This is a genomic window from Streptomyces sp. NPDC057280 (assembly GCF_042668605.1).
In the GTDB taxonomy this organism is placed as follows: Bacteria; Actinomycetota; Actinomycetes; order Streptomycetales; family Streptomycetaceae; genus Streptomyces.
Genome location: NZ_JBHUYR010000008.1, coordinates 107,178 through 129,009, shown reverse-complemented (window position 1 = coordinate 129,009; position 21,832 = coordinate 107,178). Strand labels below are relative to the sequence as shown.

The following is a 21,832-nucleotide window of genomic DNA, read 5'->3' as shown; positions in this document are numbered from 1 at the left end:
GTCGGGAACCGTGCAGGAAGAAGACGCGACGCAGCCGGCCGCCGCCTCCACGCAACGGAACAGCAGCCGGGCCTACTCAAGACACGCAGGAGCAAGTGGTGATCGAAGAGACCCTCCTCGAGGCCGAGGAGAAGATGGAGAAGGCCGTCGTGGTCGCCAAGGAGGACTTCGCCGCGATCCGCACCGGCCGTGCGCACCCGGCGATGTTCAACAAGATCGTGGCCGACTACTACGGCGCGCCGACGCCGATCAACCAGCTGGCTTCGTTCTCCGTGCCGGAGCCGCGCATGGCGGTGGTGACCCCGTTCGACAAGACGGCCCTGCGCAACATCGAGCAGGCCATCCGTGACTCGGACCTGGGCGTCAACCCGAGCAACGACGGCAACATCATCCGGGTGGTGTTCCCCGAGCTCACCGAGGAGCGCCGCCGCGACTACATCAAGGTCGCCAAGGGCAAGGCGGAGGACTCGCGCGTGTCCATCCGCTCGGTCCGCCGCAAGGCCAAGGACGCGATCGACAAGCTCGTCAAGGACGGCGAGATCGGCGAGGACGAGGGCCGCCGTGCGGAGAAGGAGCTCGACGACGCGACGCACAAGTACGTCGCCCAGGTGGACGAGCTTCTGAAGCACAAGGAAGCGGAGCTCCTCGAAGTCTGATGAACGACTCTTCCTGGGGCTCTCCGCCTGGGGCCGGGCCACACGCCGGGTACTGGGGGCCCACCGACCAGGGGCCTGTCCAGGGGGCCGCCCCGGCGGGTCCCGCGTACGATGCGCCTGAGGCGCAGCAGACTCGCCCCATGCCCATCGTGCCCGACGTACCCGCGTATGGCGGAGACCAGGATGACGACCGGGGGGCCGCTCGGCTGAGTGGCCCCTTGTTCCGGGACGAGACGTTCCGGGACGGGACGTTCCGCGACCAGACCACGTCGGCGCAGCCCCGAGCGGCGGCGCCGCAGACGCAGAATCCGGAGCCCATGCCCGACGCCCCGCAGCCGGCTTCCGCGCCGCAGAAGAAGAGCGCGGGGCGTGACCTGGGCGCGGCCATAGGGGTCGGCGTCGGGCTCGGTGTGGTCATCGTCGCCTCGCTCTTCGTCGTCAAGGCCGTCTTCGTCGGCGTGATAGCGGTCGCCGTGGTCGTCGGCCTGTGGGAGCTGACCTCGCGGCTGGAGGAGCGCAAGGGCATCAGGGCGCCCCTCGTGCCGCTGGCGGTCGGCGGTGCGGCCATGGTCGTCGCCGGATACGTCCGGGACGCCGAGGGCGCGTGGGTGGCGATGGCGCTCACCGCGCTGGCGGTGCTGGTCTGGCGGATGACCGAACCGCCGGAGGGCTATCTGAAGGACGTCACCGCGGGCGTCTTCGCGGCCTTCTACGTCCCGTTCCTGGCCACGTTCGTCGCGATGATGCTCACCGCCGACGACGGGCCGCAGCGGGTGCTGACGTTCCTGCTCCTCACGGTCGTCAGCGACACCGGGGCGTACGCCGTCGGCTGGCGCTTCGGCAAGCACAAGCTCGCGCCGCGCATCAGCCCCGGCAAGACCCGTGAGGGCCTGCTGGGCGCGGTGTCCTTCGCGATGGTGGCGGGCGCGCTGTGCATGCAGTTCCTGATCGACGACGGCACCTGGTGGCAGGGGCTGCTGCTGGGCCTCGCGGTGGCGGCGAGCGCGACGCTCGGTGACCTCGGCGAGTCGATGATCAAGCGCGACCTCGGCATCAAGGACATGGGCACGCTGCTGCCGGGGCACGGGGGCATCATGGACCGGCTGGACTCGCTGTTGCCGACCGCGCCCGTGGTGTGGTTGCTGCTGGTGCTGTTCGTGGGCTCGGGCTGATCGTCGTTCGGATGTCTGGGCGGATGTCTGGAGAAGCCCCCGCTGAGGCGGGGGCTTCTGCTGTTCTCGGGGGCGGTCCGGTGGGACGATTTCCCTGTAAGCCCTCGAAGGGGATCGCCCTGGAAGGAGGGCGTCATGCCCGCCATCCGTGAAGTGATCGACGTCGACCGCAGTCCCGAAGACGTCTACGCGTACATCACCGACCCCTCCCATCTGCCGGAATGGCAGCTGAGCGCCGTCAAGGCGGAGCCGCTCGAGGAGGGGCCGATCCATGCCGGCTCCCGGGTCCGGGTCACCCGGCGGATCGGGAACCGCCAGGTCCCGATGACCGTCGAGTTCGACGAGCTCGACCCTCCGCACAGCTGGGACCTGCACGGGATCTCCGGGCCCGTCCGGCCCCGTACCCACGGTGAGATCGAACCGCTCGACGACGGGCGGAGGTCCCGCGTGACGATAGAGATCGACTTCGAGGGACACGGGCTCGGCAGGGCGCTGGTCCCCCTCGTGGTCCGCCCGCAGGTCCGCAAGGAACTCCCGCGGGACGAGCAGCTGCTCAAGGAGTGCCTGGAGCGGCCGACCGGCTAGGACCGCGCGGACGGCGCGGTCAGGAAGTCCTCCAGCAGCGGCAGCACCACAGGCGGCCGCCGCAGGACCGTCATGTGCGTGGTGCCGGGCAGCACGGCCAGCCGGGCGTCGGGGATCAGGCGCTGCATCTCGGCCGCGTGCTCGACGTGCACGAAGTCGCGGTCGCCGATCAGCAGCAGCGTGGGCGCCGTCAGACCGCGCAGGTCGTCCGCGGTCCACGGCAGCGGCGCCTGGGCGGCCGCCGAGACCTTGCCGAGGAAGTCCTGGAAGCGCTCGGGATACGGGGCGACGGCGGCGTACGCGTCGGCCATGTCCTGGAAGTCGGCCTGCGTCGGCAGCAGCGGGGAGCTGTAGTCGGGGGTGCGGATCTCCTCCCGTACGCCGTCCTGGCTGTACTGGGCGGAGACCACGACCAGCCGGCCGACGCGGTCGGGATGCCGTACCGCGATCTCCAGCGCGGTCAGCCCGCCGAGGCTGTAGCCGAGGAGGTCGGCCTGCGGGACGCCGAGCTCGTCGAGCAGGGCCACGACGTCGGAGGCGAGGTGCGGGACGGTCAGGGCGCGGTCCGTGTCGGCCGTGTGGCCGTGCCCCTGGAGCTCCGGGGCGATGACCTGGCGCTCCGCCGCCAAGGCGGGCAGTACGGCGCCGAAGGACAGCCCGATGGTGGTGACGCCGCCGTGCAGCAGCACCAGCGGGCGGCGGTCGGCGTGGGCGGCGCCGTGGATCTCGTAGTACATCTCCAGGCCGTTGACCTTGGCGTACGGCATTGTCATCACTTCCGGTGGCTGGCGGACGGGAACGTCGGGAACGTACGGCAGGAAGACCCGTCCCGCGTGGGGAAATCATCGGTCACCCTCGGTGACGGGCGGGGGCAGGAGTCACTCCGTTCGATCTGCGACACTGGTACAGCCATGCCTAAGCCCGGAGAACTCACTTTCGTCGCCCCGCGCGGAGCCAAGAAGCCGCCGCGGCACCTTGCCGATCTCACTCCTGCCGAGCGCAAGGATGTCGTGGCCGAGATCGGTGAGAAGCCGTTTCGTGCCAAGCAGCTCTCGCAGCACTACTTCGCGCGGTACGCGCACGACCCGGAGCAGTGGACGGACATTCCGGCCGGCGCTCGCGGCAAGCTGCAGGAGGCGCTGCTTCCTGTGCTGATGACCGTCGTCCGGCATCTGTCGACCGACCAGGGGACCACACGCAAGACGCTGTGGCGGCTGTTCGACGGGACGCTCGTCGAGTCGGTGCTGATGCGGTATCCGGACCGGGTCACGATGTGCATCTCGTCGCAGGCCGGGTGCGGGATGAACTGCCCCTTCTGCGCCACCGGGCAGGCGGGGCTGGACCGGAACCTGTCCACCGCCGAGATCGTCCATCAGATCGTCGACGGGATGCGCGCGCTCCGGGACGGGGAGGTGCCCGGTGGGCCCGCGCGGCTCTCCAACATCGTCTTCATGGGCATGGGCGAGCCCCTCGCCAACTACAAGCGGGTCGTGCAGTCGATCCGTGCGCTGACCGATCCGGCTCCGGACGGGCTCGGGCTGTCGCAGCGGGGTATCACCGTCTCGACGGTCGGGCTGGTGCCGGCCATTCACCGGTTCGCCGACGAAGGGTTCAAGTGCCGGCTCGCCATCTCGCTGCACGCTCCCGATGACGAGCTGCGCGACACCCTCGTCCCCGTGAACACGCGCTGGAAGGTGCGCGAGGTGCTCGACGCCGGGTTCGAGTACGTCGAGAAGTCCGGGCGGCGGCTGTCGATCGAGTACGCGCTCATCCGGGACATCAACGACCAGGCATGGCGTGGGGACCGGCTCGGGCGGCTGCTGCGCGGCAAGCCCGTGCACGTCAATCTCATCCCGCTCAACCCGACCCCGGGCTCGAAGTGGACCGCCTCGCGGCCCGAGGACGAGAAGGCCTTCGTCGAGGCCATCGCCGCGCACGGCGTGCCGGTGACCGTCCGGGACACCCGGGGCCAGGAGATCGACGGGGCCTGCGGTCAGCTCGCGGCCGGCGAACGGTAGTCTGACCGTCGCAAGAACACCTTCGTATACCTAACTTCATATATCTATCCGACAGGGGAGCGCCACAGCGCTGAGAGTGCGGCCGTCGGGCCGCAGACCCTCTGAACCTCGCCCAGGTCATTCTGGGTAGGAAGTTCGGTCATCACCGTGAGTAGCAAGAAGTACTGTGCTGTCGTCGTCGGCCTCGGCCTGGTCGCGCTGTCCGCGTGCGGGTCGTCCGACGAGGGCGGCTCCCAGAGCGAGTCCAAGACCGTCACGCTCGTCAGCCACAACTCGTGGGCCGTCTCCAAGAGCGTCCTCGCCGCCTTCGAGAAGGAGTCCGGCTACAAGGTCAAGGTCCTGGAGGACGGCGACGCCGGGCAGGCCGTCAACAAGGCGATCCTGACCAAGGACAACCCACAGGGCGACGTCTTCTTCGGCGTCGACAACACCCTGCTGTCCCGGGCGCTCGACAACGGACTGTTCCAGTCGTACGAGGCCAAGGGCGCCGACACCATCAAGCCCGGCTACCGGGTCGACGGGGACAAGGTCACGCCCATCGACACCGGCGACATCTGCCTCAACTACGACAAGGCCTGGTTCAGCAAGCACAAGCTCCAGCCGCCCACGTCGTACGACGATCTGGTCAAGCCCGCCTACAAGGACCTCCTCGTCACCGAGAACGCCTCCACCTCCTCGCCGGGGCTCGGGTTCCTGCTCGGTACCGCCGCCAAGTACGGCGACGACGGCTGGGAGGCGTACTGGACCAAGCTCAAGGCCAACGGCGTCAAGGTCGTCGACGGCTGGGAGCAGGCCTACAACGAGGAGTTCTCCGGGTCCGCCGGCGGCAAGAAGGCGAAGGCCGACCGGCCGCTCGTCGTCTCGTACGCCTCCTCGCCGCCCGCCGAGGTCATCTACGCCGACCCGAAGCCCTCGACCGCGCCGACCGGTGTCGTCGACGGCACCTGCTTCCGGCAGGTCGAGTACGCGGGACTGCTGAGCAACGCGAAGAACAGCACGGGCGGCAAGGCCCTCATCGACTTCCTCCTGACCAAGAAGTTCCAGGAGGACATGCCGCTCAACATGTTCGTCTACCCGGTGGTGGAGGGCGCCGCCGTGCCCGCCGAGTTCACGAAGTACGGTCCCGCCGCCAAGGACCCCGAGACCATGGACCCGGCGAAGATCGCCGACAACCGTGACGACTGGGTCAAGTCGTGGACCTCGCTCGTACTGAAGTAACCCCGCGTTTCCGGGGCAGCGTGACGCGGCTCGGCCTCATGGCCGTGCCCGTCGCGTTCTTCGGGCTCTTCTTCGCCTGGCCCGTCGCCGCGATCGTCGCGCGCGGGCTCAAGGCGGACGGGACCTGGCAGTTCGGGCGGATCACGGACGTGCTCGCGCAGTCCGACATCCGGCACGTGCTGTGGTTCACCACCTGGCAGGCGCTCGCCTCGACCGCGCTGACGCTCGCGGTCGCGCTGCCGGGCGCGTATGTGTTCGCGCGCTACGACTTCCCCGGCAAGCAGATCCTGCGGGCCGTCGTCACGGTCCCGTTCGTGCTGCCGACGGTGGTCGTCGGTACGGCGTTCCTCGCACTGGTCGGGCGCGGTGGGCTGCTCGACGAGCTGTGGGGCGTACGGCTCGACACCACCGTGTGGGCGATCCTGCTCGCCCACGTCTTCTTCAACTACGCCGTCGTCGTACGGACGGTGGGCGGGCTGTGGGGGCAACTCGACCCGCGGCAGGAGGAGGCCGCGCGGATGCTGGGCGCGTCCTCGTGGCGGGCCTGGCGGAAGGTCACGCTGCCCGCTCTCGCGCCGGCCGTGGCCGCGGCCGCCCTCATGGTCTTCCTCTTCACCTTCACCTCCTTCGGGGTGGTGCAGATCCTCGGCGGGCCGACCTTCTCGACACTGGAAGTGGAGATCTACCGGCAGACCTCGGAGATCTTCGACCTCGGTACGGCCGCTGTGCTGACTCTGGTGCAGTTCGTGGCCGTGGGCGCGATCCTCGCCGTGCACGCGTGGACCGTACGGCGCCGGGAGAGCGTGCTGCGCCTCGTCGCGCCCGAGACGACCGCCCGCCGGCCGCGCGGGGCCGGGCAGTGGGCGCTCCTCGCCGGGGTGCTGGCCACGATCACCGTCCTGCTGGTGCTGCCGCTCGCGGTGCTCGTGCAACGCTCCCTCGACGCACCGGACTTCGGCTACTACCGGGCGCTGACCTCGGCCGACGGGGGCGTGTTCCTGGTGCCGCCGATCGAGGCGATCGGGAACTCCCTTCAGTACGCCGTCGCCGCCACCGCCATCGCGGTGCTGATCGGGGGGCTCGCCGCGGCGGCGCTCACGCGACGGGACGCGGGGCGGTTCGTACGGGGCTTCGACGCGCTGCTGATGCTGCCGCTCGGGGTGTCCGCGGTGACCGTGGGGTTCGGGTTCCTGATCGCCCTCGACGAGCCCCCGCTGGATCTGCGGGCCTCCTGGATCCTGGTGCCGCTCGCGCAGGCGCTGGTCGGGGTGCCCTTCGTCGTACGGACCATGCTGCCGGTGCTGCGGGCGGTGGACCAGCGGCTGCGGGAGGCGGCGGCCGTGCTCGGGGCGTCACCCTGGCGGGTGTGGCGGGAGGTCGATCTGCCGCTGGTGCGGCGGGCGTTGCTGATCGCGGCGGGCTTCGCCTTCGCCGTGTCGCTGGGGGAGTTCGGGGCGACCGTGTTCATCGCGCGGCCCGACAACCCGACGCTGCCGGTCGCGGTGGCGCGGCTGCTGGGGCGGGCCGGCGACCTCAACTACGGGCAGGCGATGGCCCTTTCGACGATTCTGATGGTGGTGTGCGCGGTGGCGCTGCTGGTCCTGGAGCGGCTGCGGACCGATCGGACGGGTGAGTTCTGATGCTGCTGGCGCTGGAGGACGCGACGGTTCGCCTCGGCGGGCGGGCCGTCCTGGACGGGGTCGACCTGTCGGTCGCCGAGCACGAGATCGTGTGTGTGCTCGGGCCGAGCGGGAGCGGCAAGTCGACGCTGCTGCGGGTGGTGGCCGGGCTGCAACACCTCGACGCCGGTCGGGTGTCGCTGGACGGGCGCGATCAGGTGGGGGTGGCCGCGCACAAGCGCGGGGTCGGGCTGATGTTCCAGGACCATCAGCTGTTCCCGCAGCGGGACGTGGGCGCGAACGTGGCGTTCGGGCTGCGGATGCACGGGGTCCCGAAGGCGGAACAGGGCGAGCGGGTGGGCGAGTTGCTCGACCTCGTCGGGCTGCCCGGAGCCGCCGGGCGGGCCGTCGCGGGGCTCTCCGGAGGTGAGCAGCAGCGGGTGGCGCTGGCGCGGGCGCTCGCGCCCCGGCCGCGGCTGCTGATGCTGGACGAGCCGCTCGGGCAGTTGGACCGTTCGCTGCGGGAGCGGCTCGTCGTCGAACTGCGGGAGCTGTTCGGGCGGTTGGGGACGACCGTGCTGGCGGTCACGCACGACCAGGGGGAGGCGTTCGCGCTCGCCGACCGGGTGGTGGTGATGCGGGACGGGCGGATCGCTCAGTCCGGTACACCGCTCGAGGTGTGGCAGCGGCCCGCCGACGAGTTCGTGGCGCGGTTCCTCGGGTTCGAGAACGTCGTCGAGGGCACGGTGGCCGGGGAGGCCGCCGACACGCCGTGGGGCAAGGTGCCGGTGCCCGAGGGGGCTCCCCAGGGGGCGCGGAGCCTGCTGGTGCGGCCCGCGGGGGTGCGGCTCGTGGACGCCGGGTTGCGCTGTTGCGTCGTCGCGCGCACCTTCAAGGGCACGCATGTCGCCGTACGGCTGCGGCCGGAGGGGGACGCGCCGGTGCTGGAGGCGGCGTGTGCGCTGCGGGCGGCGCCGGAGGTGGGGGACACGGTCGGGGTGGAGTTCGACGCGGCCGAAATCGTCGTACTGGGCTGATCGGCGGGCATATGAGGCGTCCGAGGACCGGTCGGCAGGCCTGATGTCCAGGGTGACATGGGTGTGGCCCGTCCCCTGACGGAGGACGGGCCACGCCGGTGTGCGTGCCGGGCTTATCGGCTGCTGCTCGCTCCACGGCGACGCAGGCCGAAGAAGACCGCGCCGCCGCCGATGGCGACCAGGGCGATCGCGATGCCCGCGATCATGCCCGTGTTGGAGTTGGCGCCGGTCTCGGCGAGGTTGGACTCACCGGCCGCGGGGGTCGGGGCGTTGCTCGACGTGTCCGCGGGGGCGGTGCTGCTCTCGGAGGCCGACGGGGCGGGGCTGTCGGACTCCTCCTCGGCCGGGGTGGACTCCGACGGCGACGGGGTGGCCGTCGGGGTCGGGGACTCCTCCTCGGTCTTGCAGGCCGTGGCCGGGGTCGTCAGGTTCGGGCTGATGTCGTCACCCTTGATGTAGGGCAGGGCGACCACGTGGACGCGGTACTCCGCGTTGGGCTGCCAGGCCTCGTCGAAGGTGATGGTGGTGCCCTCCTTGGAGCCCTTCACCGTCTTCTCGCCGACCATGCGGACGTCGGCGTTGTTCTCCACCAGGTACACGGAGACGGTGGCCTCGACGCCGGACTTGTCGACGTCGGTGACGGTGATGACACCCTTGTCGCCGTCGCACTTGGCTTCGGCGGAGAATTCCTTGATGTTGCACGCCAGCGCGTTGCCGGCGGCACCGAGCGCGAGCGCGGCGGTTGCGGTGGCGACACCGAGGACGCGCACGGAACGGGCGACGGTACGGCGAGATATGGACAGAACTGCCACGTTTGTCCTTACGGGAGGCGCAATTGCGGGGGGTGGGCGGAGTGGTGACGGAACATCACGGGATGCGACAACACCAATCCCAGGAGGCTCACAGGTTTATAAGTGTGGCGTAAGTAGTGTCAACGTGTAAGCGCATCCAGGACGTTGGCTTTACCTGCTTATTAACCAGCGAGACGTTTCAACGCCGCCGGAGCCTCCTCGATTCGGTCAACCAGGGCGATTCGCGACTCCATCGAGCGTTCCCGCGCAAGTGCCGTCAGCAGGGGCCAGGTCGGCAGCCGCTCGGTCCAGTGCGCCCGGTCGACGAGCACCATCGGCGTCGGTTCCCCGCGTGACTCGTAGTAGTTGGGCGTCGCGTTGTCGAAGATCTCCTGTACGGTCCCGGCGGCGCCCGGCAGGAACACGACGCCCGCGTTCGAGCGGGCCAGCAGGCCGTCCTCGCGGGTGGCGTTGGCGAAGTACTTGGCGATGTGCGACGCGAACGGGTTCGGCGGCTCGTGGCCGTAGAACCAGGTCGGGATGCCGACGGACGTACCGCCCTTCGGCCAGCGCGCCTGCACCTCGAAGGCGGCGGCGGCCCAGTCGGTGACCGACGGGGTGAACCCGGGTGCCTCCGCGAGGAGTCGGAGCGCCTCGGTGAGCATGTCGTCGTCGTACGGGGCGGCGTACGCGCCGAGGTTCGCCGCCTCCATCGCGCCGGGGCCGCCGCCGGTGGCGACGGTGAGGCCGGACCGGGTCAGCTCCCGGCCGAGCCGGGCGGCACCGGCGTACGCCTGAGTGCCCCGGGCCATCGCGTGACCGCCCATGACGCCCACCACCCGTGTCCCGCGCAGGAGTTCGTCGAGGGCGTCGGAGACGGCGTCGTCGTGGATCGAGCGGAGCATCGAGGCGAATATGTCGCCGTCCGCCTTGGTCCGCTGGAACCAGGCGTACGCGCGGGCGTCCGGCGTCTCCTCGTATCCCTTGGCGAGACCGTCGAACAACTCGTCGGGGGAGTAGAGCAGACCGCGGTACGGGTTGAACGGCAGGTTCGGGACAGGCGGGAAGACCATCGCTCCGTCCGCGCGGACCTTGGCCGCCGCGTCCTCCCGCATGGGGCAGCCGAGGAAGACCGCGCCCGTGGTGTCCGTGGCAAGCAACTGCCTTGTGCGGTCCGTCAGATCGACGGCCTGGACACGGAAGCCGGCGAGGGTGCCGCGGGCCGAGACCGTCGCGTCGAAGTCGTCGAGGGTCTCGATCTCACGGTCGTCGTGGTGGGCCGCATGGGCGGGCATCGTCTGCACCCGCCCATGCTAGACACGGCGTTCGAAAAGGGTGGTTCAGCCCTGGACCGCGGCCGGGTCCATCCACACGATCTCCCAGGTGTGGCCGTCCAGGTCGTCGAAGGCGCGGCCGTACATGAAGCCCATGTCCTGGATCTTCGGCGAGGCGGTGCCGCCCGCGGCGACGGCCTTGTCCACCAGCTCGTCCACCTTCTCGCGGCTCTCGGCGCTCAGACAGACCAGCACCTCGCTGGTCTTCGTGGCGTCCGCAATCTCCTTGTCGGTGAAGGTGGCGTAGAAGGGCTTGGTGAGCAGCATGGTGACGATGGTGTCGCTGATCACGACCGACGCCGCGTTCTCGTCGCTGAACTGGGGGTTGATCGAGTAGCCGAGCTCCGTGAAGAACTTCTTGGAGGCGTCCAGGTCGTTCACGGGCAGGTTGATGAAGATCATCTGCTGGTAGGACGTCGCGCTCATCGTGGTCTCTCCCATCGGGGTGTGTGCTGTTCGGTGGGTAGACCGGGGGCGGATCAGGAACTCATCGGCGCCCGGAGATCTTTTCGTACGAGTTTTTTCAGCCGAGTTCCTCAGCGCGTGAGGGGGAGTGCCGCCAGCTCCGCCACGATCAGGGTGAGCGGGCCGAACAGGGCCAGGACCGCGCCCGCGCGCAACGCGGCCGCGCTGCGGAGCATCGTCGTGGGGGCGCCGAGGCGCAGGAGAGCGGCGGTGGTGTCGGCGCGGGCGTGCTTCGCCTCCACGGCCGCGGTGGCGAGGGTGGCGAGGGTGCAGCCGGTGACCAGGAGCAGGCCGAGGGTGGTGAGGGGGCCGATCTCCGGGGTGGTCGCCGCCGTGTCGTGGAGCGTCGTCATGGCGTACGTGCCGGAGGCGACCGCGCAGACCACGCCGAGGGGGCGGCCGATGCGGGTGGCTTCTGCCATGAGGATGCGGCCGGCGAGGAGGCGGAGGGCGCCGGGGTGGGCGGACTGGAGGAGGCGGCCGCAGAGGTGGGTGAGGCCGGGGCCGGCCAGCGCGAGGCCGACTGCGGTGAGGAGCCAGCCGATGAGTGTGGCGGGGGCGGCGCCGGTGAGGCCGCCTGGGAGGGGGGTGGTGTGTTGCTTGCCTGCGTATGCCTCTACGGCCAGGCCGGCGGCCAGTACTGCGATGCCCCAGGGGAGGCCCTTTGGTGCCTCTTGAGGGGGTGGGGGGAGGGTGGCGAGTTGGCTTTCCGTCGTGGGGGTTGCTGTAGGGGGCGTCTCGCTTGCCCGCGCCTGCGGGGTGCCTCCCCCAGAGGGGGGACCCCCAGCGCCCACCCGTGCCGCCCCAGCGGCACGACTGCCCGCAGACGGCGCGGCACGACTGCCGGCAGACGGCGGGGCGTCACTGCCCGCAGACGGCGGGCGGTGAAGGTGTGCGCCGAAGCGGCCGTAGGCGCCGAACGTCTCCCGGGCCGCCGCCGCTCCCCGTGCGCCGAACCTCCCGTACGACCTCCCCGTCCCCTTCGGTCGGTCGTCCCTCGGGCGCATCGCCAAGGCCACCGTCACGGATGCGAGTGTCGGGACCAGGCCCAGCAGGGTCAGGGCCGCCGGCAACGGCAGGGGCTGCTCCGGGGCCAGGAAGTCCGCTCCTGCGCCGTCGAAGGGCATGCCCGTCAGGTCGCCTCGGAGGTGGAGGAAGAAGAGGAGGGCCACCATCGAGCCCAGGAGGCAGGACAGGGCCGTCGTCGCCGCCGAGACCGCCATCAGGCGGGCCGGGCCCAGGCCGATCGCCGCCAGGCCGGGGCGGGGGCGGGTGCCGGGGTCGGTGCGGGCCACGGCGAGGGCGAAGTAGACCGTGGTGGCCAGCGGAGTCAGGCACCAGGCCAGGCGGAGGAGGGAGCCTCGTGGGTCGTCCTGGTGGGCCATCGCGTAGCCGAGGGTGCAGAGGAGGAGGAAGCCTGTGCCCGCCGCGGCGGTCGCGACCAGCAGGCGGCGGAGGTGGACGGCCGGGTGGGCGCCGCGGGTCAGACGGAGAGCGAGCACGCGGCCCCCTGGCCTGCCGGTTGCGTTTCCTGGACCGGGGGAAGGTGGACCGTGTTCACCCGGCGGCCGTCCAGCAGCGAGACCGTGCGGTCGGCGAGCGCCGCCGTCTCCGCGTCATGGGTCGCCAGGACCACCGTGATGCCGTGCGAGCGGGCCGCGGTGGTGAGGGTGCGCAGGACGTGGGCGCGGTCCGCGCGGTGGAGGGGGGCCGTCGGTTCGTCCGCGAACAGGACCGTCGGGGCGGGGGCCAGAGCCCTGGCGATGCAGGCGCGCTGGCGTTCCGGCTGGGTCAGTTCGTGGGGGCGGTTGCGGGATCTGTCACCGATGTCGAGGCGCTCCAGCCACTCCAGCGCGGCCACCTTGGCCCGGCGGCGGCTGGTGCCGCGCAGCATCAGGGGGAGGGCGGCGTTCTCCCAGACGTTGAGCTCGGGGACCAGGACCGGGGCCGGGTCGATCCAGCCGAAGCGGTCGCGGCGCAGCCTCTCACGGGTCATCGGACCCATCGTGTGCACGGGCACGCTGTTGAACCAGACCTCGCCGCGCTGCGCCGGGACCAGCCCCGACAGGCAGCTGAGCAGCGTCGTCTTGCCGCTGCCGCGCGGGCCGCTCACGGCGAGGATCTCGCCCTCGCGGACGCCGAGCGATACGCCGCCGAGCGCGGGCGAGCCGTCGGGGTGCGTGAAGTGCAGGGCGCGGGCCCAGAGCACGTCGTTGTCGGGCGGGGCCTCCATGGGCGTACACCTCGTATCTGATCCGTTTTCCCTGCCGTTGATCCCCCGAGCGGGGGAACGAAGACAGGGCCGATCGGTTACCAGGCACGCTAGGGAGCGGGTGCGGAAACCCCGGACAGCACGCGGCCCGGGGTGCACCCTTGTCACTCGGACGGGTGCACCCCGGGCCGCGGCCGGATGGCTTTACAGCTTGGTCCACGCCTCCGTGAGCGTGGCGCGCAGGATCTGCTCGATCTCGTCGAAGGTCTCCTGGTTGGAGATCAGCGGCGGGGCGAGCTGGACGACCGGGTCACCGCGGTCGTCGGCGCGGCAGTACAGGCCGTTGTCGAAGAGGGCCTTCGACAGGAAGCCGTAGAGCACGCGCTCGGTCTCCTCGTCGTTGAAGGACTCCTTGGTGGCCTTGTCCTTCACCAGCTCGATGCCGTAGAAGAAGCCGTTGCCGCGGACGTCGCCGACGATCGGCAGGTCGTGCAGCTTCTCCAGGGTCGAGCGGAACGCGCCCTCGTTGTCGAGGACGTGCTGGTTGAGGTTCTCGCGCTCGAACAGGTCGAGGTTGGCGAGGCCGACGGCCGCGGAGACCGGGTGGCCGCCGAAGGTGTAGCCGTGCAGGAAGGTGTTGTCGCCCTTGTAGAACGGCTCGGCCAGGCGGTCGGAGATGATGCAGGCGCCGATCGGGGAGTAGCCCGAGGTCATGCCCTTGGCGCAGGTGATCATGTCCGGGACGTAGTCGAACTTGTCGCAGGCGAACATCGTGCCGAGGCGGCCGAAGGCGCAGATGACCTCGTCCGACACCAGCAGGACGTCGTACTGGTCGCAGATCTCGCGGACGCGCTGGAAGTAGCCGGGCGGGGGCGGGAAGCAGCCGCCCGCGTTCTGGACCGGCTCCAGGAAGACCGCGGCGACCGTGTCGGGGCCCTCGAAGAGGATCTGCTGCTCGATCTGGTCGGCGGCCCAGCGGCCGTAGGCCTCGGGGTCGTCGCCGTGGATCGGGGCGCGGTAGATGTTGGTGTTCGGCACCTTGTGCGCGCCGGGGACCAGCGGCTCGAAGGGCGCCTTCAGGCCGGGCAGGCCGGTGATCGACAGGGCGCCCTGCGGGGTGCCGTGGTAGGCGACCGCGCGGGAGATGACCTTGTACTTGGTGGGCTTGCCGACCAGCTTGAAGTACTGCTTGGCCAGCTTCCAGGCGGTCTCGACCGCCTCGCCGCCACCGGTGGTGAAGAAGACCTTGTTGAGGTCGCCCGGGGCGTGGTGGGCGAGGCGCTCGGCCAGCTCCACGGCCTTCGGGTGGGCGTAGGACCACACCGGGAAGAACGCCAGCTCCTGCGCCTGCTTGAAGGCGGTCTCGGCGAGCTCGGTGCGGCCGTGGCCGGCCTGGACCACGAACAGGCCCGCGAGGCCGTCCAGGTAGCGCTTGCCCTTGTCGTCGTAGATGTGGGTGCCCTCGCCCCGGACGATGGTGGGGACGGGCGACTTCTCGTACGAGGACATGCGGGTGAAGTGCATCCACAGGTGGTCGTACGCGGTCTGGCTGAGGTCCTTGGTGCTCACGGTTATCGGGTCCTCACGGGTTATCGGGTTCCCCACATGTAGGTCTGCTTCTTGAGCTTCAGGTAAACGAAGCTCTCGGTGGAGCGCACGCCGGGGATGGCGCGGATGCGTCGGTTGATGACCTCAAGGAGGTGGTCGTCGTCCTCGCAGACGATCTCCACCATCAGGTCGAACGAGCCCGCGGTCATCACCACGTACTCGCACTCGGCCATGGAGGTCAGTGCGTCGGCCACGGACTCGACGTCGCCCTCGACATGGATGCCGACCATCGCCTGTCGGCGGAAGCCCACGGTGAGCGGGTCCGTGACGGCGACGATCTGCATCACGCCCTGGTCGAGCAGCTTCTGGACGCGCTGGCGCACGGCCGCCTCCGACAGGCCGACGGCCTTGCCGATCGCGGCGTACGGCCGGCGGCCGTCCTCCTGGAGCTGCTCGATGATGGCGAGGGAAACGGCATCCAGATGAGGAGTGCCGTTCCTGGACTCGCGGACGACCCGTGAGTCCCTGGGGTCTGTGCTTCGACTGGCCACCAGCTCACTGTGCACGACGTATCGACACTTCCGCAAGGCCGTAGCGATGAAATTCGTTGTTTACGTGTCTGAGACCTGCGGATTTCGCAGAATCGGCGGGAGCGGGGGTGTTGAAAACGTGGGCAAGCCGATTAGGGTGGGTGTCTCAACCAATGGACAGTTCGACCCGACACAGGAGGCCGGCAGTGAGCACCGAGCTGCGTCGTCTGCGCAACTACATCGACGGTGAGTTCCGGGACGCCGCCGACGGACGGACCACCGAGGTGGTCAACCCCGCGACGGGCGAGGCGTACGCGACCGCGCCGCTGTCCGGGCAGGCCGATGTCGATGCCGCGATGGAGGCCGCCGCACGCGCGTTCCCCGCCTGGCGCGACACGACCCCCGCCGAGCGCCAGAAGGCCCTCCTGAAGATCGCCGACGCGTTCGAGGAGCGGGCCGAGGACCTCATCGCCGCCGAGGTGGAGAACACCGGCAAGCCGATCGGTCTCACGCGGTCCGAGGAGATCCCGCCGATGGTGGACCAGATCCGGTTCTTCGCGGGTGCCGCGCGAATGCTGGAGGGCCGCTCGGCCGGCGAGTACATGGAGGGGATGACCTCCATCATCCGCCGCGAGCCGGTCGGCGTCTGCGCCCAGGTTGCGCCGTGGAACTACCCGATGATGATGGCCGTGTGGAAGTTCGCGCCGGCGCTCGCCGCGGGCAACACGGTCGTGCTGAAGCCGTCCGACACCACCCCGGCCTCGACCGTCCTCATCGCCGAGATCATCGGGTCGATCCTGCCCAAGGGCGTCTTCAACGTCGTGACCGGTGACCGTGACACCGGCCGCCTCATGGTCGAGCACCCGATCCCCGCGATGGCCTCCATCACCGGGTCCGTGCGCGCCGGCATGTCCGTCGCCGAGTCCGCGTCCAAGGACCTCAAGCGGGTCCACCTGGAGCTGGGCGGCAAGGCGCCGGTCGTCGTCTTCGAGGACACCGACATCGCCAAGGCCGTCGAGGACATCTCCGTGGCGGGCTTCTTCAACGCGGGCCAGGACTGTACGGCGGCCACGCGCGTGCTGGTGCAGGCCTCCATCCACGACGAGTTCGTGGCGGCGCTCGCGAAGGCCGCCGCCGACACCAAGACCGGCCAGCCGGACGACGAGGACGTGCTCTTCGGCCCCCTCAACAACCCCAACCAGCTCAAGCAGGTCTCCGGGTTCATCGAGCGACTGCCCGCCCACGCCAAGGTCGAGGCCGGCGGCCACCAGGTCGGTGAGAAGGGCTACTTCTACGCGCCGACCGTCGTGTCCGGGCTGAAGCAGGACGACGAGATCATCCAGAACGAGGTCTTCGGACCGGTCATCACCGTCCAGTCCTTCTCCGACGAGGACCAGGCCGTGGAGTGGGCCAACGGCGTGGAGTACGCGCTGGCCTCGTCCGTGTGGACCAAGGACCACGGACGTGCGATGCGGATGTCCAAGAAGCTGGACTTCGGATGCGTGTGGATCAACACGCACATCCCGCTGGTCGCGGAGATGCCGCACGGCGGCTTCAAGAAGTCCGGGTACGGCAAGGACCTGTCGGGGTACGGGTTCGAGGACTACACGCGGATCAAGCACGTGATGACTTCGTTGGACGCGTAGTCGGCCGACTGCGGGTGAGCGGGGGCTGGTCGCGCAGTTCCCCGCACCCCTTGGCGGCGTTGCGGCCCCCGGACGTAGATCAATTCCGTCCGGGGGCCGCCCCGTTCCCCCTCCTTCGTGGCCTACGCCTTCTCTGTGTGCTCGTGCAGCGACGGGAGCCCCTCGCCCGGCTCTCCCGGCTTGGCCGGGATCGGGAGCGGGGGCCGGTCCGCCGGGTCCGGGAAGGTGATACCGGCCTTCTTCAGGATCGGGGCGCAGGTCTTCAGCGCTTTCTCGTACGACTTCGACGCCGGGTCGAAGTCCGTCGTCGCCCCCGACTTCACCTCCAGCCGCACCCTGCCCTGCTCGTCCGTCGTCGCATGGAAGCCGGGGAAGGTCCGCTCGCCCTGGCCCCGCATGCACGCGGCGAAGTCGTCGTCGGCCTCGTTGACGTCGTCGGGGGTGTTGTCCGTCGGGTGGTAGGCGACCGCGAAGGCGGCGCCGCTCCTCGGAGGCTCGGCATCGGCGGATGTCGTACCGGACGACTGGGCGGCCGACGCGCTGACCGTGCCGAGTGCGGCGGCCGTCAGGACGGCTATGCCGAGGGCGAGTCGCTGCGGCCGGGTCGGCAGAGCACGCATGGGGTCCTCCTCGTGGGTGGTGGTGCTGACGGGGTCAACACAAGCGCCCGGGCGGTTACGGCACGGGAACGGCCGTCCTTATCGCCGTGTAACCCCGGCGCGGACACACTGACCGCATGCGTGTGCTGGTGGTCGAGGACCACGAAGAGCTCGCCGAGACCGTGGCGTCCGGGCTGCGCCGGGAGGGCATGGCGGTCGATCTCGCCCTCGACGGGGCGACGGCGCTGGAGCGCGCCGAGGTCAACGGCTACGACGTCGTCGTACTGGATCGCGATCTGCCCGGCGTGCACGGCGACCAGGTGTGCCGGACGCTGGCACGCGGGGACGGCCGGGCCCGGCTGCTGATGCTCACCGCGTCGGGGACCGTGGCCGACCGGGTCGCCGGGCTCGGGCTCGGAGCCGACGACTATCTGGCGAAGCCGTTCGCCTTCGCCGAACTCGTCGCGCGGATACGGGCGTTGGCCCGGCGCGCGCAGCCCGCGTTGCCGCCCGTGCTGGTGCGCGGGGAGCTGCGGGTCGACCCGGCGCGCCGGGAGGCGACCCGAGCCGGGTCCCGACTGCCGCTCAGCCCCAAGGAGTTCGCCGTGCTGGAGCTGCTCATGGCCGCGCGGGGCGGGGTGGTGTCGGCGGAGGAACTGCTCGAACGGGCCTGGGACGAGGCGGCCGACCCCTTCAGCCAGACCGTGAAGGTCACGGTGAGCAGGCTGCGGCGCAAGCTGGGGGAGCCGCCGCTGATCGAGACGGTCGAGCGGGCGGGGTACCGGCTGTGACGCGCGTCCGCGGGCCGCGCAGCATCCGCCGGCGCCTCACCCTGCTGTACAGCGCCCTGTTCGTGGTGGCCGGGGCGCTGCTCCTGGGGTTCACCTATGTCCTCGCCGCGAGTTCGAAGGCGGGCAGGACGCTCGCTTCCGGCGAGGGACAGGGCCCGGTGCCGGCCGGCGAGCCCGGCACGCTCGATCCGCCGGCCGTCAACGCCGTGGTGGAGGCGGTCCGTTCCGACCAGCTGCACGAACTGCTCGTCAAGGGCTGCGTCGCCCTGGCGGTGATGGCGCTGGCCTCGGTGGCCCTCGGCTGGCTGATGGCCGGGCGGGTGCTCGCGCCGCTGCGCACCATGATCTCCGCCGCCCGCCGGATCTCCGCCGACAACCTGCACGAACGGCTCGCGGTGGCCGGGCCCGACGACGAGCTGAAGGCGATGGCCGACACCTTCGACGCCGTGCTGGCCAGACTGGAAGGGGCCTTCGAGGCGCAGAAGAGCTTCGTCGCCAACGCCTCGCACGAACTGCGCACCCCGCTCACCCTCCAGCAGACGATCGTCGACGTGACGCTGGCCGACCCCGAGGCCTCCGCCGACTCCCTGCGGGCGGCGCTGCTGCGGGTGCGTGCGGCCGGACAGGAGCAGGAGCGGCTGATCGACGCGCTGTTGACGCTGGCCCGCAGTCAACGCGGGCTGGAGCGGCGGGAGTTCGTGGACCTCGCGGAGGTCGTACGGGAGCGGCTGCCCGATGCGGGTGTGAAGGTCGAGGCGTGGCTCGACCCCGCCCCCGTGCTCGGCGACCGGCAGCTCGTCGAGCGACTGGTCGTCAATCTCACCGACAATGCCGTGCGCCACAACCTGCCTGAGGGGGAGTCGAGTTGGGTGAGTGTGTGGACGGGGACGGACGCGGCGGGACGGCCCGGGCTGCGGATCGAGAACAGCGGGCCGGTGATCGCGGCGGACCAGGCCGCGGGGCTGTTCCGGCCGTTCCGGCGACTCGGGCCCGAACGGGTACGGAAGCGGGACGGGCACGGACTCGGCCTGTCCATCGTCGCGGCGGTCGTCGCCGCGCACGGTGGGCGGGTGCTGGCCAGGACGAGGCCGCGGGGCGGGCTGGTGGTGGAGGTCGCACTGCCCGCGTACGTGCCCTCCGGTCCGAGGGCCCCAGTGAACGCGTGATCGACAGGGTGTCCGCTGTGCCCGGCACGGCTCGACGCAGCGTCGATTGTCCGTCCGCGGCCGGGCGCGGCATGCTGCCGGAATGCCTCTCCCCTTGCAGACGCCCCGTCTCACCCGCCGTTCCCTGCTGGGCGCACTCGGCGGCACCGCGGCGCTGGGCGCCCTCGCCGGGTGCGGTGTGCCCGCCGCGTACGTGTCCGCCGGGGACCGCGCGGTTCCCGACCGTTCCGCCACCGACAAGCGGCTGAGCTGGGCGAACTGGCCGCTGTACATCGACACGGACGACGACGACACGACGAAGCGGCCGACGCTGGAGGCGTTCGGGAAGGAGACCGGCATCTCCGTCGACTACGTCGAGGAGATCAACGACAACGACGAGTTCTTCGGCAAGATCAGCCCCGCACTGATGAACCACCAGTCGACCGACCGCGACCTCATCGTCATGAGCGACTGGATGTGCGCGCGCTTCGTCCGCCTCGGCTGGGTCCAGGAGATGGACCGGGCCAACCAGCCGAACGTCACCCGGTATCTCGACCCGCTGCTCCGTTCCCCCGCCTTCGACCCGGGCCGCAAGCACACCGTCCCCTGGCAGTCGGGCATCACCGGCATCGCCTACGACCACCGCCGCCTCGGACGCGAGATACGGCACGTCTCCGAGCTGTGGGACAGCGACCTCAAGGGCAGGGTGACCCTGCTGTCCGGCCTCGACGAGGCGTTCGCGCTGCTGATGCAGGGCAACGGCGTGGACATCGGGAAGTGGACCGCCGACGACTTCCACACCGCCTGCGACCAGGTCGAGAAGTACGTGCGCAACGGCCAGATCCGCCGCTTCACCGGGAACGACTACACCAAGGACCTCGTCAGCGGAGACGTCCTCGCCTGCCAGGCGTACTCCGGAGACGTCATCCAGCTCCGGGCCGACAACCCCGACATCCGCTTCGTCGTCCCCGAGGAGGGCGCCGAACTCTGGTCGGACTCCCTGATGATCCCCGACCGCGCGAGCCACAAGGCCAACGCCGAACGGCTCGTCGACCACTACTACGACCCCGAGGTCGCCGCGGAACTCGCCGCCTGGGTCAACTACGTCTGCCCGGTGCCGGCCGCGCGGGACGTCCTCGCCTCCGCCAAGGACGAGGAGACGGCCGCACTGGCCGAGAACACGCTGATCTTCCCCGACGACGAGATGCGCCGTCGGCTGGTGATCGCCCGCGACATCACGTCCACGGAACGGGTGGAGTTCTCCAAGAGGTGGAACGCGATCGTGGGGCTGTAGGTCCCGCGATCCCGCCTCGGCGACTTTGCCATCTCTTTACAACGCGCCCCGCCGCTGCCTCGTCTCTCCGCTCGATCCGTCACCCCGCCCGACCGACGGGCGGACGGACCGAGCAAGGGGAGTCATCCATGCGTACAACTGTCCTGGGCGTCGCGGCACTTGTCTGTGCGGCCGTGCTGACCGGTGCGGCGCCCGCCGTCGCCGACGCGACGCCGAGTCCCGTGCCCAGCGCACCGGGCGAGCCCAGCGCGGAGCCGACCGCCGTGCCCAGCGCCGCACCGAGTGCCGCGCCCAGCGCCGCGCCGACCGCCGCTCCGAGTGAGGCGCCCGGCGCCCAGGTCTCCGTCGTGCCCAGCGGGGCGCCGAACACCGGAGTGACGGCCCCGTCCTCGGACGGCAAGGGTGGTCTCGTCGGTGGCGGTGCGGCCGCGGCGGTCGTGCTCGGTGGCGGCGCCGCCTTCGTCGTACGGCGTCGGCGGGCGAGCGGGGCGTGAGTCCGCTCTCGCGGCGTGGCTTCGCGCTCGCGGCCCCGGCCGCGCTGCTCGTGGGCTGCGGCGGTCCGGGAGCCGGGACGGGAGTCCGCACCTCGGCCACCTCGACACCCGTCGGCACCTCGACGCCCGCGGTCGCGTCGACGCCCGCCGGCACGTCGGCCGCGCGGAGCGGGCGTTCGACGCCGGTGCGGCTGCGGATACCGGCCATCGGGGTCGACACCCCGGTCCTCCGGCTGGGCCTAGCCCCCGACGGCACCGTCCAGGTGCCGCCGATCACGGCGCACGACCGGGCCGGCTGGTACGAGCACTCGCCGGTGCCGGGACGGACCGGACCCTCGGTGATCCTCGGCCATGTCACGGTCGGGTCCTACGGCGACGGCGTCTTCCGGCACCTCGCGGCCCTGCGCCGCGGCGACCGGATCACGGCGACGCTGAAGGACGGCACCGCGGCCGTCTTCGCCGTCACCGCCGTACGCACCGTCGCCAAGGCCGACTTCCCGACCGACGAGGTGTACGGCGACGTCGACCGGCCCGAGCTGCGCCTCATCACCTGCGGGGGCCCGCGGACCGGCGACGGATACGCCGACAACGTGATCGTCTTCGCCGCGGTGAGCGCCACCGGTCGTTGACCGGGGCCGCCGGATCCCGCCCCGTCGGAACGCGTGCCGACGGTTCGGG

At 70.7% G+C, this 21,832-nt stretch carries 22 protein-coding genes and 1 riboswitch; of the genes, 13 read left to right on the top strand and 9 right to left on the bottom strand.

The genetic code is table 11. From position 1 onward, the window contains the following. Positions 1 to 98 precede the first annotated feature (98 nt). The 3 genes from frr (at position 99) to ACFUO4_RS35195 (ending at position 2,413) form a co-directional block, all read left to right on the top strand. Positions 99 to 656 (top strand): ribosome recycling factor, encoded by a 558-nt coding sequence (gene frr / locus ACFUO4_RS35205; protein ID WP_059198018.1) that lies wholly within the window; start codon positions 99 to 101, stop codon positions 654 to 656. After that, positions 656 to 1,828: a phosphatidate cytidylyltransferase gene (locus ACFUO4_RS35200; protein WP_079309723.1), complete on the top strand. Its 1,173-nt coding sequence runs from the start codon at positions 656 to 658 to the stop codon at positions 1,826 to 1,828. The genes frr and ACFUO4_RS35200 overlap by 1 nt, the downstream gene beginning before the upstream one ends. 135 nt (positions 1,829 to 1,963) lie before the next feature. Beyond that, positions 1,964 to 2,413 (top strand): SRPBCC family protein, encoded by a 450-nt coding sequence (locus ACFUO4_RS35195; protein WP_079309722.1) that lies wholly within the window; start codon positions 1,964 to 1,966, stop codon positions 2,411 to 2,413. Here ACFUO4_RS35195 and ACFUO4_RS35190 read toward each other — a convergent pair. After that, positions 2,410 to 3,180 carry an alpha/beta fold hydrolase gene (locus ACFUO4_RS35190; protein WP_383492518.1) on the bottom strand — a complete coding sequence of 257 codons (771 nt, stop codon included), beginning with the start codon at positions 3,178 to 3,180 and terminating at the stop codon, positions 2,410 to 2,412. The two genes, ACFUO4_RS35195 and ACFUO4_RS35190, sit on opposite strands and share 4 nt — an antisense overlap. Before the next feature lie 144 nt (positions 3,181 to 3,324). Between ACFUO4_RS35190 and rlmN the strand changes: the two genes are divergently transcribed. The 4 genes from rlmN to ACFUO4_RS35170 all read left to right on the top strand — a co-directional run bounded on the left by rlmN (position 3,325) and on the right by ACFUO4_RS35170 (position 8,305). After that, entirely contained in the window at positions 3,325 to 4,431 is a 1,107-nt protein-coding gene (gene rlmN / locus ACFUO4_RS35185) for a 23S rRNA (adenine(2503)-C(2))-methyltransferase RlmN (RefSeq protein WP_383492515.1), read from the top strand. A 43-nt stretch (positions 4,432 to 4,474) separates the two neighbouring features. Continuing rightward, positions 4,475 to 4,582, top strand: a riboswitch (TPP riboswitch). Continuing rightward, the gene (locus tag ACFUO4_RS35180; RefSeq protein ID WP_383492512.1) at positions 4,579 to 5,649 is read left to right on the top strand and encodes a thiamine ABC transporter substrate binding subunit; all 1,071 of its coding nucleotides are present in this window, start codon (positions 4,579 to 4,581) and stop codon (positions 5,647 to 5,649) included. (Overlaps the previous riboswitch by 4 nt.) Positions 5,650 to 5,687: 38 nt before the next feature. Beyond that, positions 5,688 to 7,289 carry an ABC transporter permease gene (locus ACFUO4_RS35175; RefSeq protein ID WP_383492509.1) on the top strand — a complete coding sequence of 534 codons (1,602 nt, stop codon included), beginning with the start codon at positions 5,688 to 5,690 and terminating at the stop codon, positions 7,287 to 7,289. Beyond that, the gene (locus ACFUO4_RS35170) at positions 7,289 to 8,305 is read left to right on the top strand and encodes an ABC transporter ATP-binding protein (RefSeq protein ID WP_383492506.1); all 1,017 of its coding nucleotides are present in this window, start codon (positions 7,289 to 7,291) and stop codon (positions 8,303 to 8,305) included. Before ACFUO4_RS35175 ends, ACFUO4_RS35170 begins: the two co-directional genes overlap by 1 nt. A gap of 113 nt (positions 8,306 to 8,418) precedes the next feature. Here the strand turns inward: ACFUO4_RS35170 and ACFUO4_RS35165 are convergent, their stop codons facing one another. The 7 genes from ACFUO4_RS35165 to ACFUO4_RS35135 all read right to left on the bottom strand — a co-directional run bounded on the left by ACFUO4_RS35165 (position 8,419) and on the right by ACFUO4_RS35135 (position 15,221). After that, positions 8,419 to 9,117, bottom strand: a complete 699-nt coding sequence (locus ACFUO4_RS35165; RefSeq protein ID WP_079309718.1) for an LAETG motif-containing sortase-dependent surface protein — start codon at positions 9,115 to 9,117, stop codon at positions 8,419 to 8,421. 161 nt (positions 9,118 to 9,278) lie between these two features. Continuing rightward, positions 9,279 to 10,400, bottom strand: a complete 1,122-nt coding sequence (locus ACFUO4_RS35160; RefSeq protein WP_383492503.1) for an LOG family protein — start codon at positions 10,398 to 10,400, stop codon at positions 9,279 to 9,281. Between the two features lie 36 nt (positions 10,401 to 10,436). Continuing rightward, complete coding sequence (locus ACFUO4_RS35155) at positions 10,437 to 10,856, bottom strand: VOC family protein (RefSeq protein WP_383492500.1); 420 nt, start codon at positions 10,854 to 10,856, stop codon at positions 10,437 to 10,439. A 110-nt stretch (positions 10,857 to 10,966) separates the two neighbouring features. Beyond that, positions 10,967 to 12,397, bottom strand: coding sequence for a hypothetical protein (locus ACFUO4_RS35150; protein WP_383492497.1), 1,431 nt, complete (start codon positions 12,395 to 12,397; stop codon positions 10,967 to 10,969). Then, the gene (locus ACFUO4_RS35145) at positions 12,379 to 13,128 is read right to left on the bottom strand and encodes an ABC transporter ATP-binding protein (RefSeq protein ID WP_059198006.1); all 750 of its coding nucleotides are present in this window, start codon (positions 13,126 to 13,128) and stop codon (positions 12,379 to 12,381) included. The genes ACFUO4_RS35150 and ACFUO4_RS35145 overlap by 19 nt, the downstream gene beginning before the upstream one ends. A 183-nt stretch (positions 13,129 to 13,311) precedes the next feature. Next, positions 13,312 to 14,676: an aspartate aminotransferase family protein gene (locus ACFUO4_RS35140; RefSeq protein WP_383492494.1), complete on the bottom strand. Its 1,365-nt coding sequence runs from the start codon at positions 14,674 to 14,676 to the stop codon at positions 13,312 to 13,314. 20 nt (positions 14,677 to 14,696) lie between these two features. Continuing rightward, the gene (locus ACFUO4_RS35135) at positions 14,697 to 15,221 is read right to left on the bottom strand and encodes an Lrp/AsnC family transcriptional regulator (RefSeq protein WP_059198004.1); all 525 of its coding nucleotides are present in this window, start codon (positions 15,219 to 15,221) and stop codon (positions 14,697 to 14,699) included. A gap of 170 nt (positions 15,222 to 15,391) precedes the next feature. Between ACFUO4_RS35135 and ACFUO4_RS35130 the strand changes: the two genes are divergently transcribed. After that, positions 15,392 to 16,831, top strand: a complete 1,440-nt coding sequence (locus tag ACFUO4_RS35130; RefSeq protein WP_079309716.1) for a gamma-aminobutyraldehyde dehydrogenase — start codon at positions 15,392 to 15,394, stop codon at positions 16,829 to 16,831. A 122-nt stretch (positions 16,832 to 16,953) separates the two neighbouring features. Here ACFUO4_RS35130 and ACFUO4_RS35125 read toward each other — a convergent pair whose 3' ends face one another. Beyond that, positions 16,954 to 17,451, bottom strand: coding sequence for a hypothetical protein (locus ACFUO4_RS35125; RefSeq protein WP_383492490.1), 498 nt, complete (start codon positions 17,449 to 17,451; stop codon positions 16,954 to 16,956). Between the two features lie 116 nt (positions 17,452 to 17,567). Between ACFUO4_RS35125 and ACFUO4_RS35120 the strand changes: the two genes are divergently transcribed. The 5 genes from ACFUO4_RS35120 to ACFUO4_RS35100 all read left to right on the top strand — a co-directional run bounded on the left by ACFUO4_RS35120 (position 17,568) and on the right by ACFUO4_RS35100 (position 21,783). Continuing rightward, positions 17,568 to 18,221: a response regulator transcription factor gene (locus ACFUO4_RS35120; protein WP_383492486.1), complete on the top strand. Its 654-nt coding sequence runs from the start codon at positions 17,568 to 17,570 to the stop codon at positions 18,219 to 18,221. Further along, positions 18,218 to 19,387 carry a sensor histidine kinase gene (locus ACFUO4_RS35115; protein WP_383492483.1) on the top strand — a complete coding sequence of 390 codons (1,170 nt, stop codon included), beginning with the start codon at positions 18,218 to 18,220 and terminating at the stop codon, positions 19,385 to 19,387. The genes ACFUO4_RS35120 and ACFUO4_RS35115 overlap by 4 nt, the downstream gene beginning before the upstream one ends. A gap of 82 nt (positions 19,388 to 19,469) precedes the next feature. After that, entirely contained in the window at positions 19,470 to 20,660 is a 1,191-nt protein-coding gene (locus tag ACFUO4_RS35110) for a PotD/PotF family extracellular solute-binding protein (protein WP_383492480.1), read from the top strand. 128 nt (positions 20,661 to 20,788) lie between these two features. After that, complete coding sequence (locus tag ACFUO4_RS35105; RefSeq protein ID WP_383492477.1) at positions 20,789 to 21,154, top strand: sortase-dependent protein; 366 nt, start codon at positions 20,789 to 20,791, stop codon at positions 21,152 to 21,154. Continuing rightward, on the top strand, positions 21,151 to 21,783 hold the full coding sequence (locus tag ACFUO4_RS35100; protein ID WP_383492474.1) for a class F sortase: 633 nt from the start codon (positions 21,151 to 21,153) through the stop codon (positions 21,781 to 21,783). The genes ACFUO4_RS35105 and ACFUO4_RS35100 overlap by 4 nt, the downstream gene beginning before the upstream one ends. The last annotated feature ends 49 nt before the right edge of the window (positions 21,784 to 21,832 follow it).

Coding starts and splice junctions, on each gene's coding strand:
- ACFUO4_RS35200 (WP_079309723.1), top strand. CDS start 656: ATGAACGACTCTTCCTGGGGCTCTCCGCCTGGGGCCGGGCCACACGCC.
- ACFUO4_RS35195 (WP_079309722.1), top strand. CDS start 1,964: ATGCCCGCCATCCGTGAAGTGATCGACGTCGACCGCAGTCCCGAAGAC.
- ACFUO4_RS35190 (WP_383492518.1), bottom strand. CDS start 3,180: ATGCCGTACGCCAAGGTCAACGGCCTGGAGATGTACTACGAGATCCAC.
- rlmN (WP_383492515.1), top strand. CDS start 3,325: ATGCCTAAGCCCGGAGAACTCACTTTCGTCGCCCCGCGCGGAGCCAAG.
- ACFUO4_RS35175 (WP_383492509.1), top strand. CDS start 5,688: ATGGCCGTGCCCGTCGCGTTCTTCGGGCTCTTCTTCGCCTGGCCCGTC.
- ACFUO4_RS35170 (WP_383492506.1), top strand. CDS start 7,289: ATGCTGCTGGCGCTGGAGGACGCGACGGTTCGCCTCGGCGGGCGGGCC.
- ACFUO4_RS35155 (WP_383492500.1), bottom strand. CDS start 10,856: ATGAGCGCGACGTCCTACCAGCAGATGATCTTCATCAACCTGCCCGTG.
- ACFUO4_RS35145 (WP_059198006.1), bottom strand. CDS start 13,128: ATGGAGGCCCCGCCCGACAACGACGTGCTCTGGGCCCGCGCCCTGCAC.
- ACFUO4_RS35125 (WP_383492490.1), bottom strand. CDS start 17,451: ATGCGTGCTCTGCCGACCCGGCCGCAGCGACTCGCCCTCGGCATAGCC.
- ACFUO4_RS35120 (WP_383492486.1), top strand. CDS start 17,568: ATGCGTGTGCTGGTGGTCGAGGACCACGAAGAGCTCGCCGAGACCGTG.
- ACFUO4_RS35110 (WP_383492480.1), top strand. CDS start 19,470: ATGCCTCTCCCCTTGCAGACGCCCCGTCTCACCCGCCGTTCCCTGCTG.
- ACFUO4_RS35105 (WP_383492477.1), top strand. CDS start 20,789: ATGCGTACAACTGTCCTGGGCGTCGCGGCACTTGTCTGTGCGGCCGTG.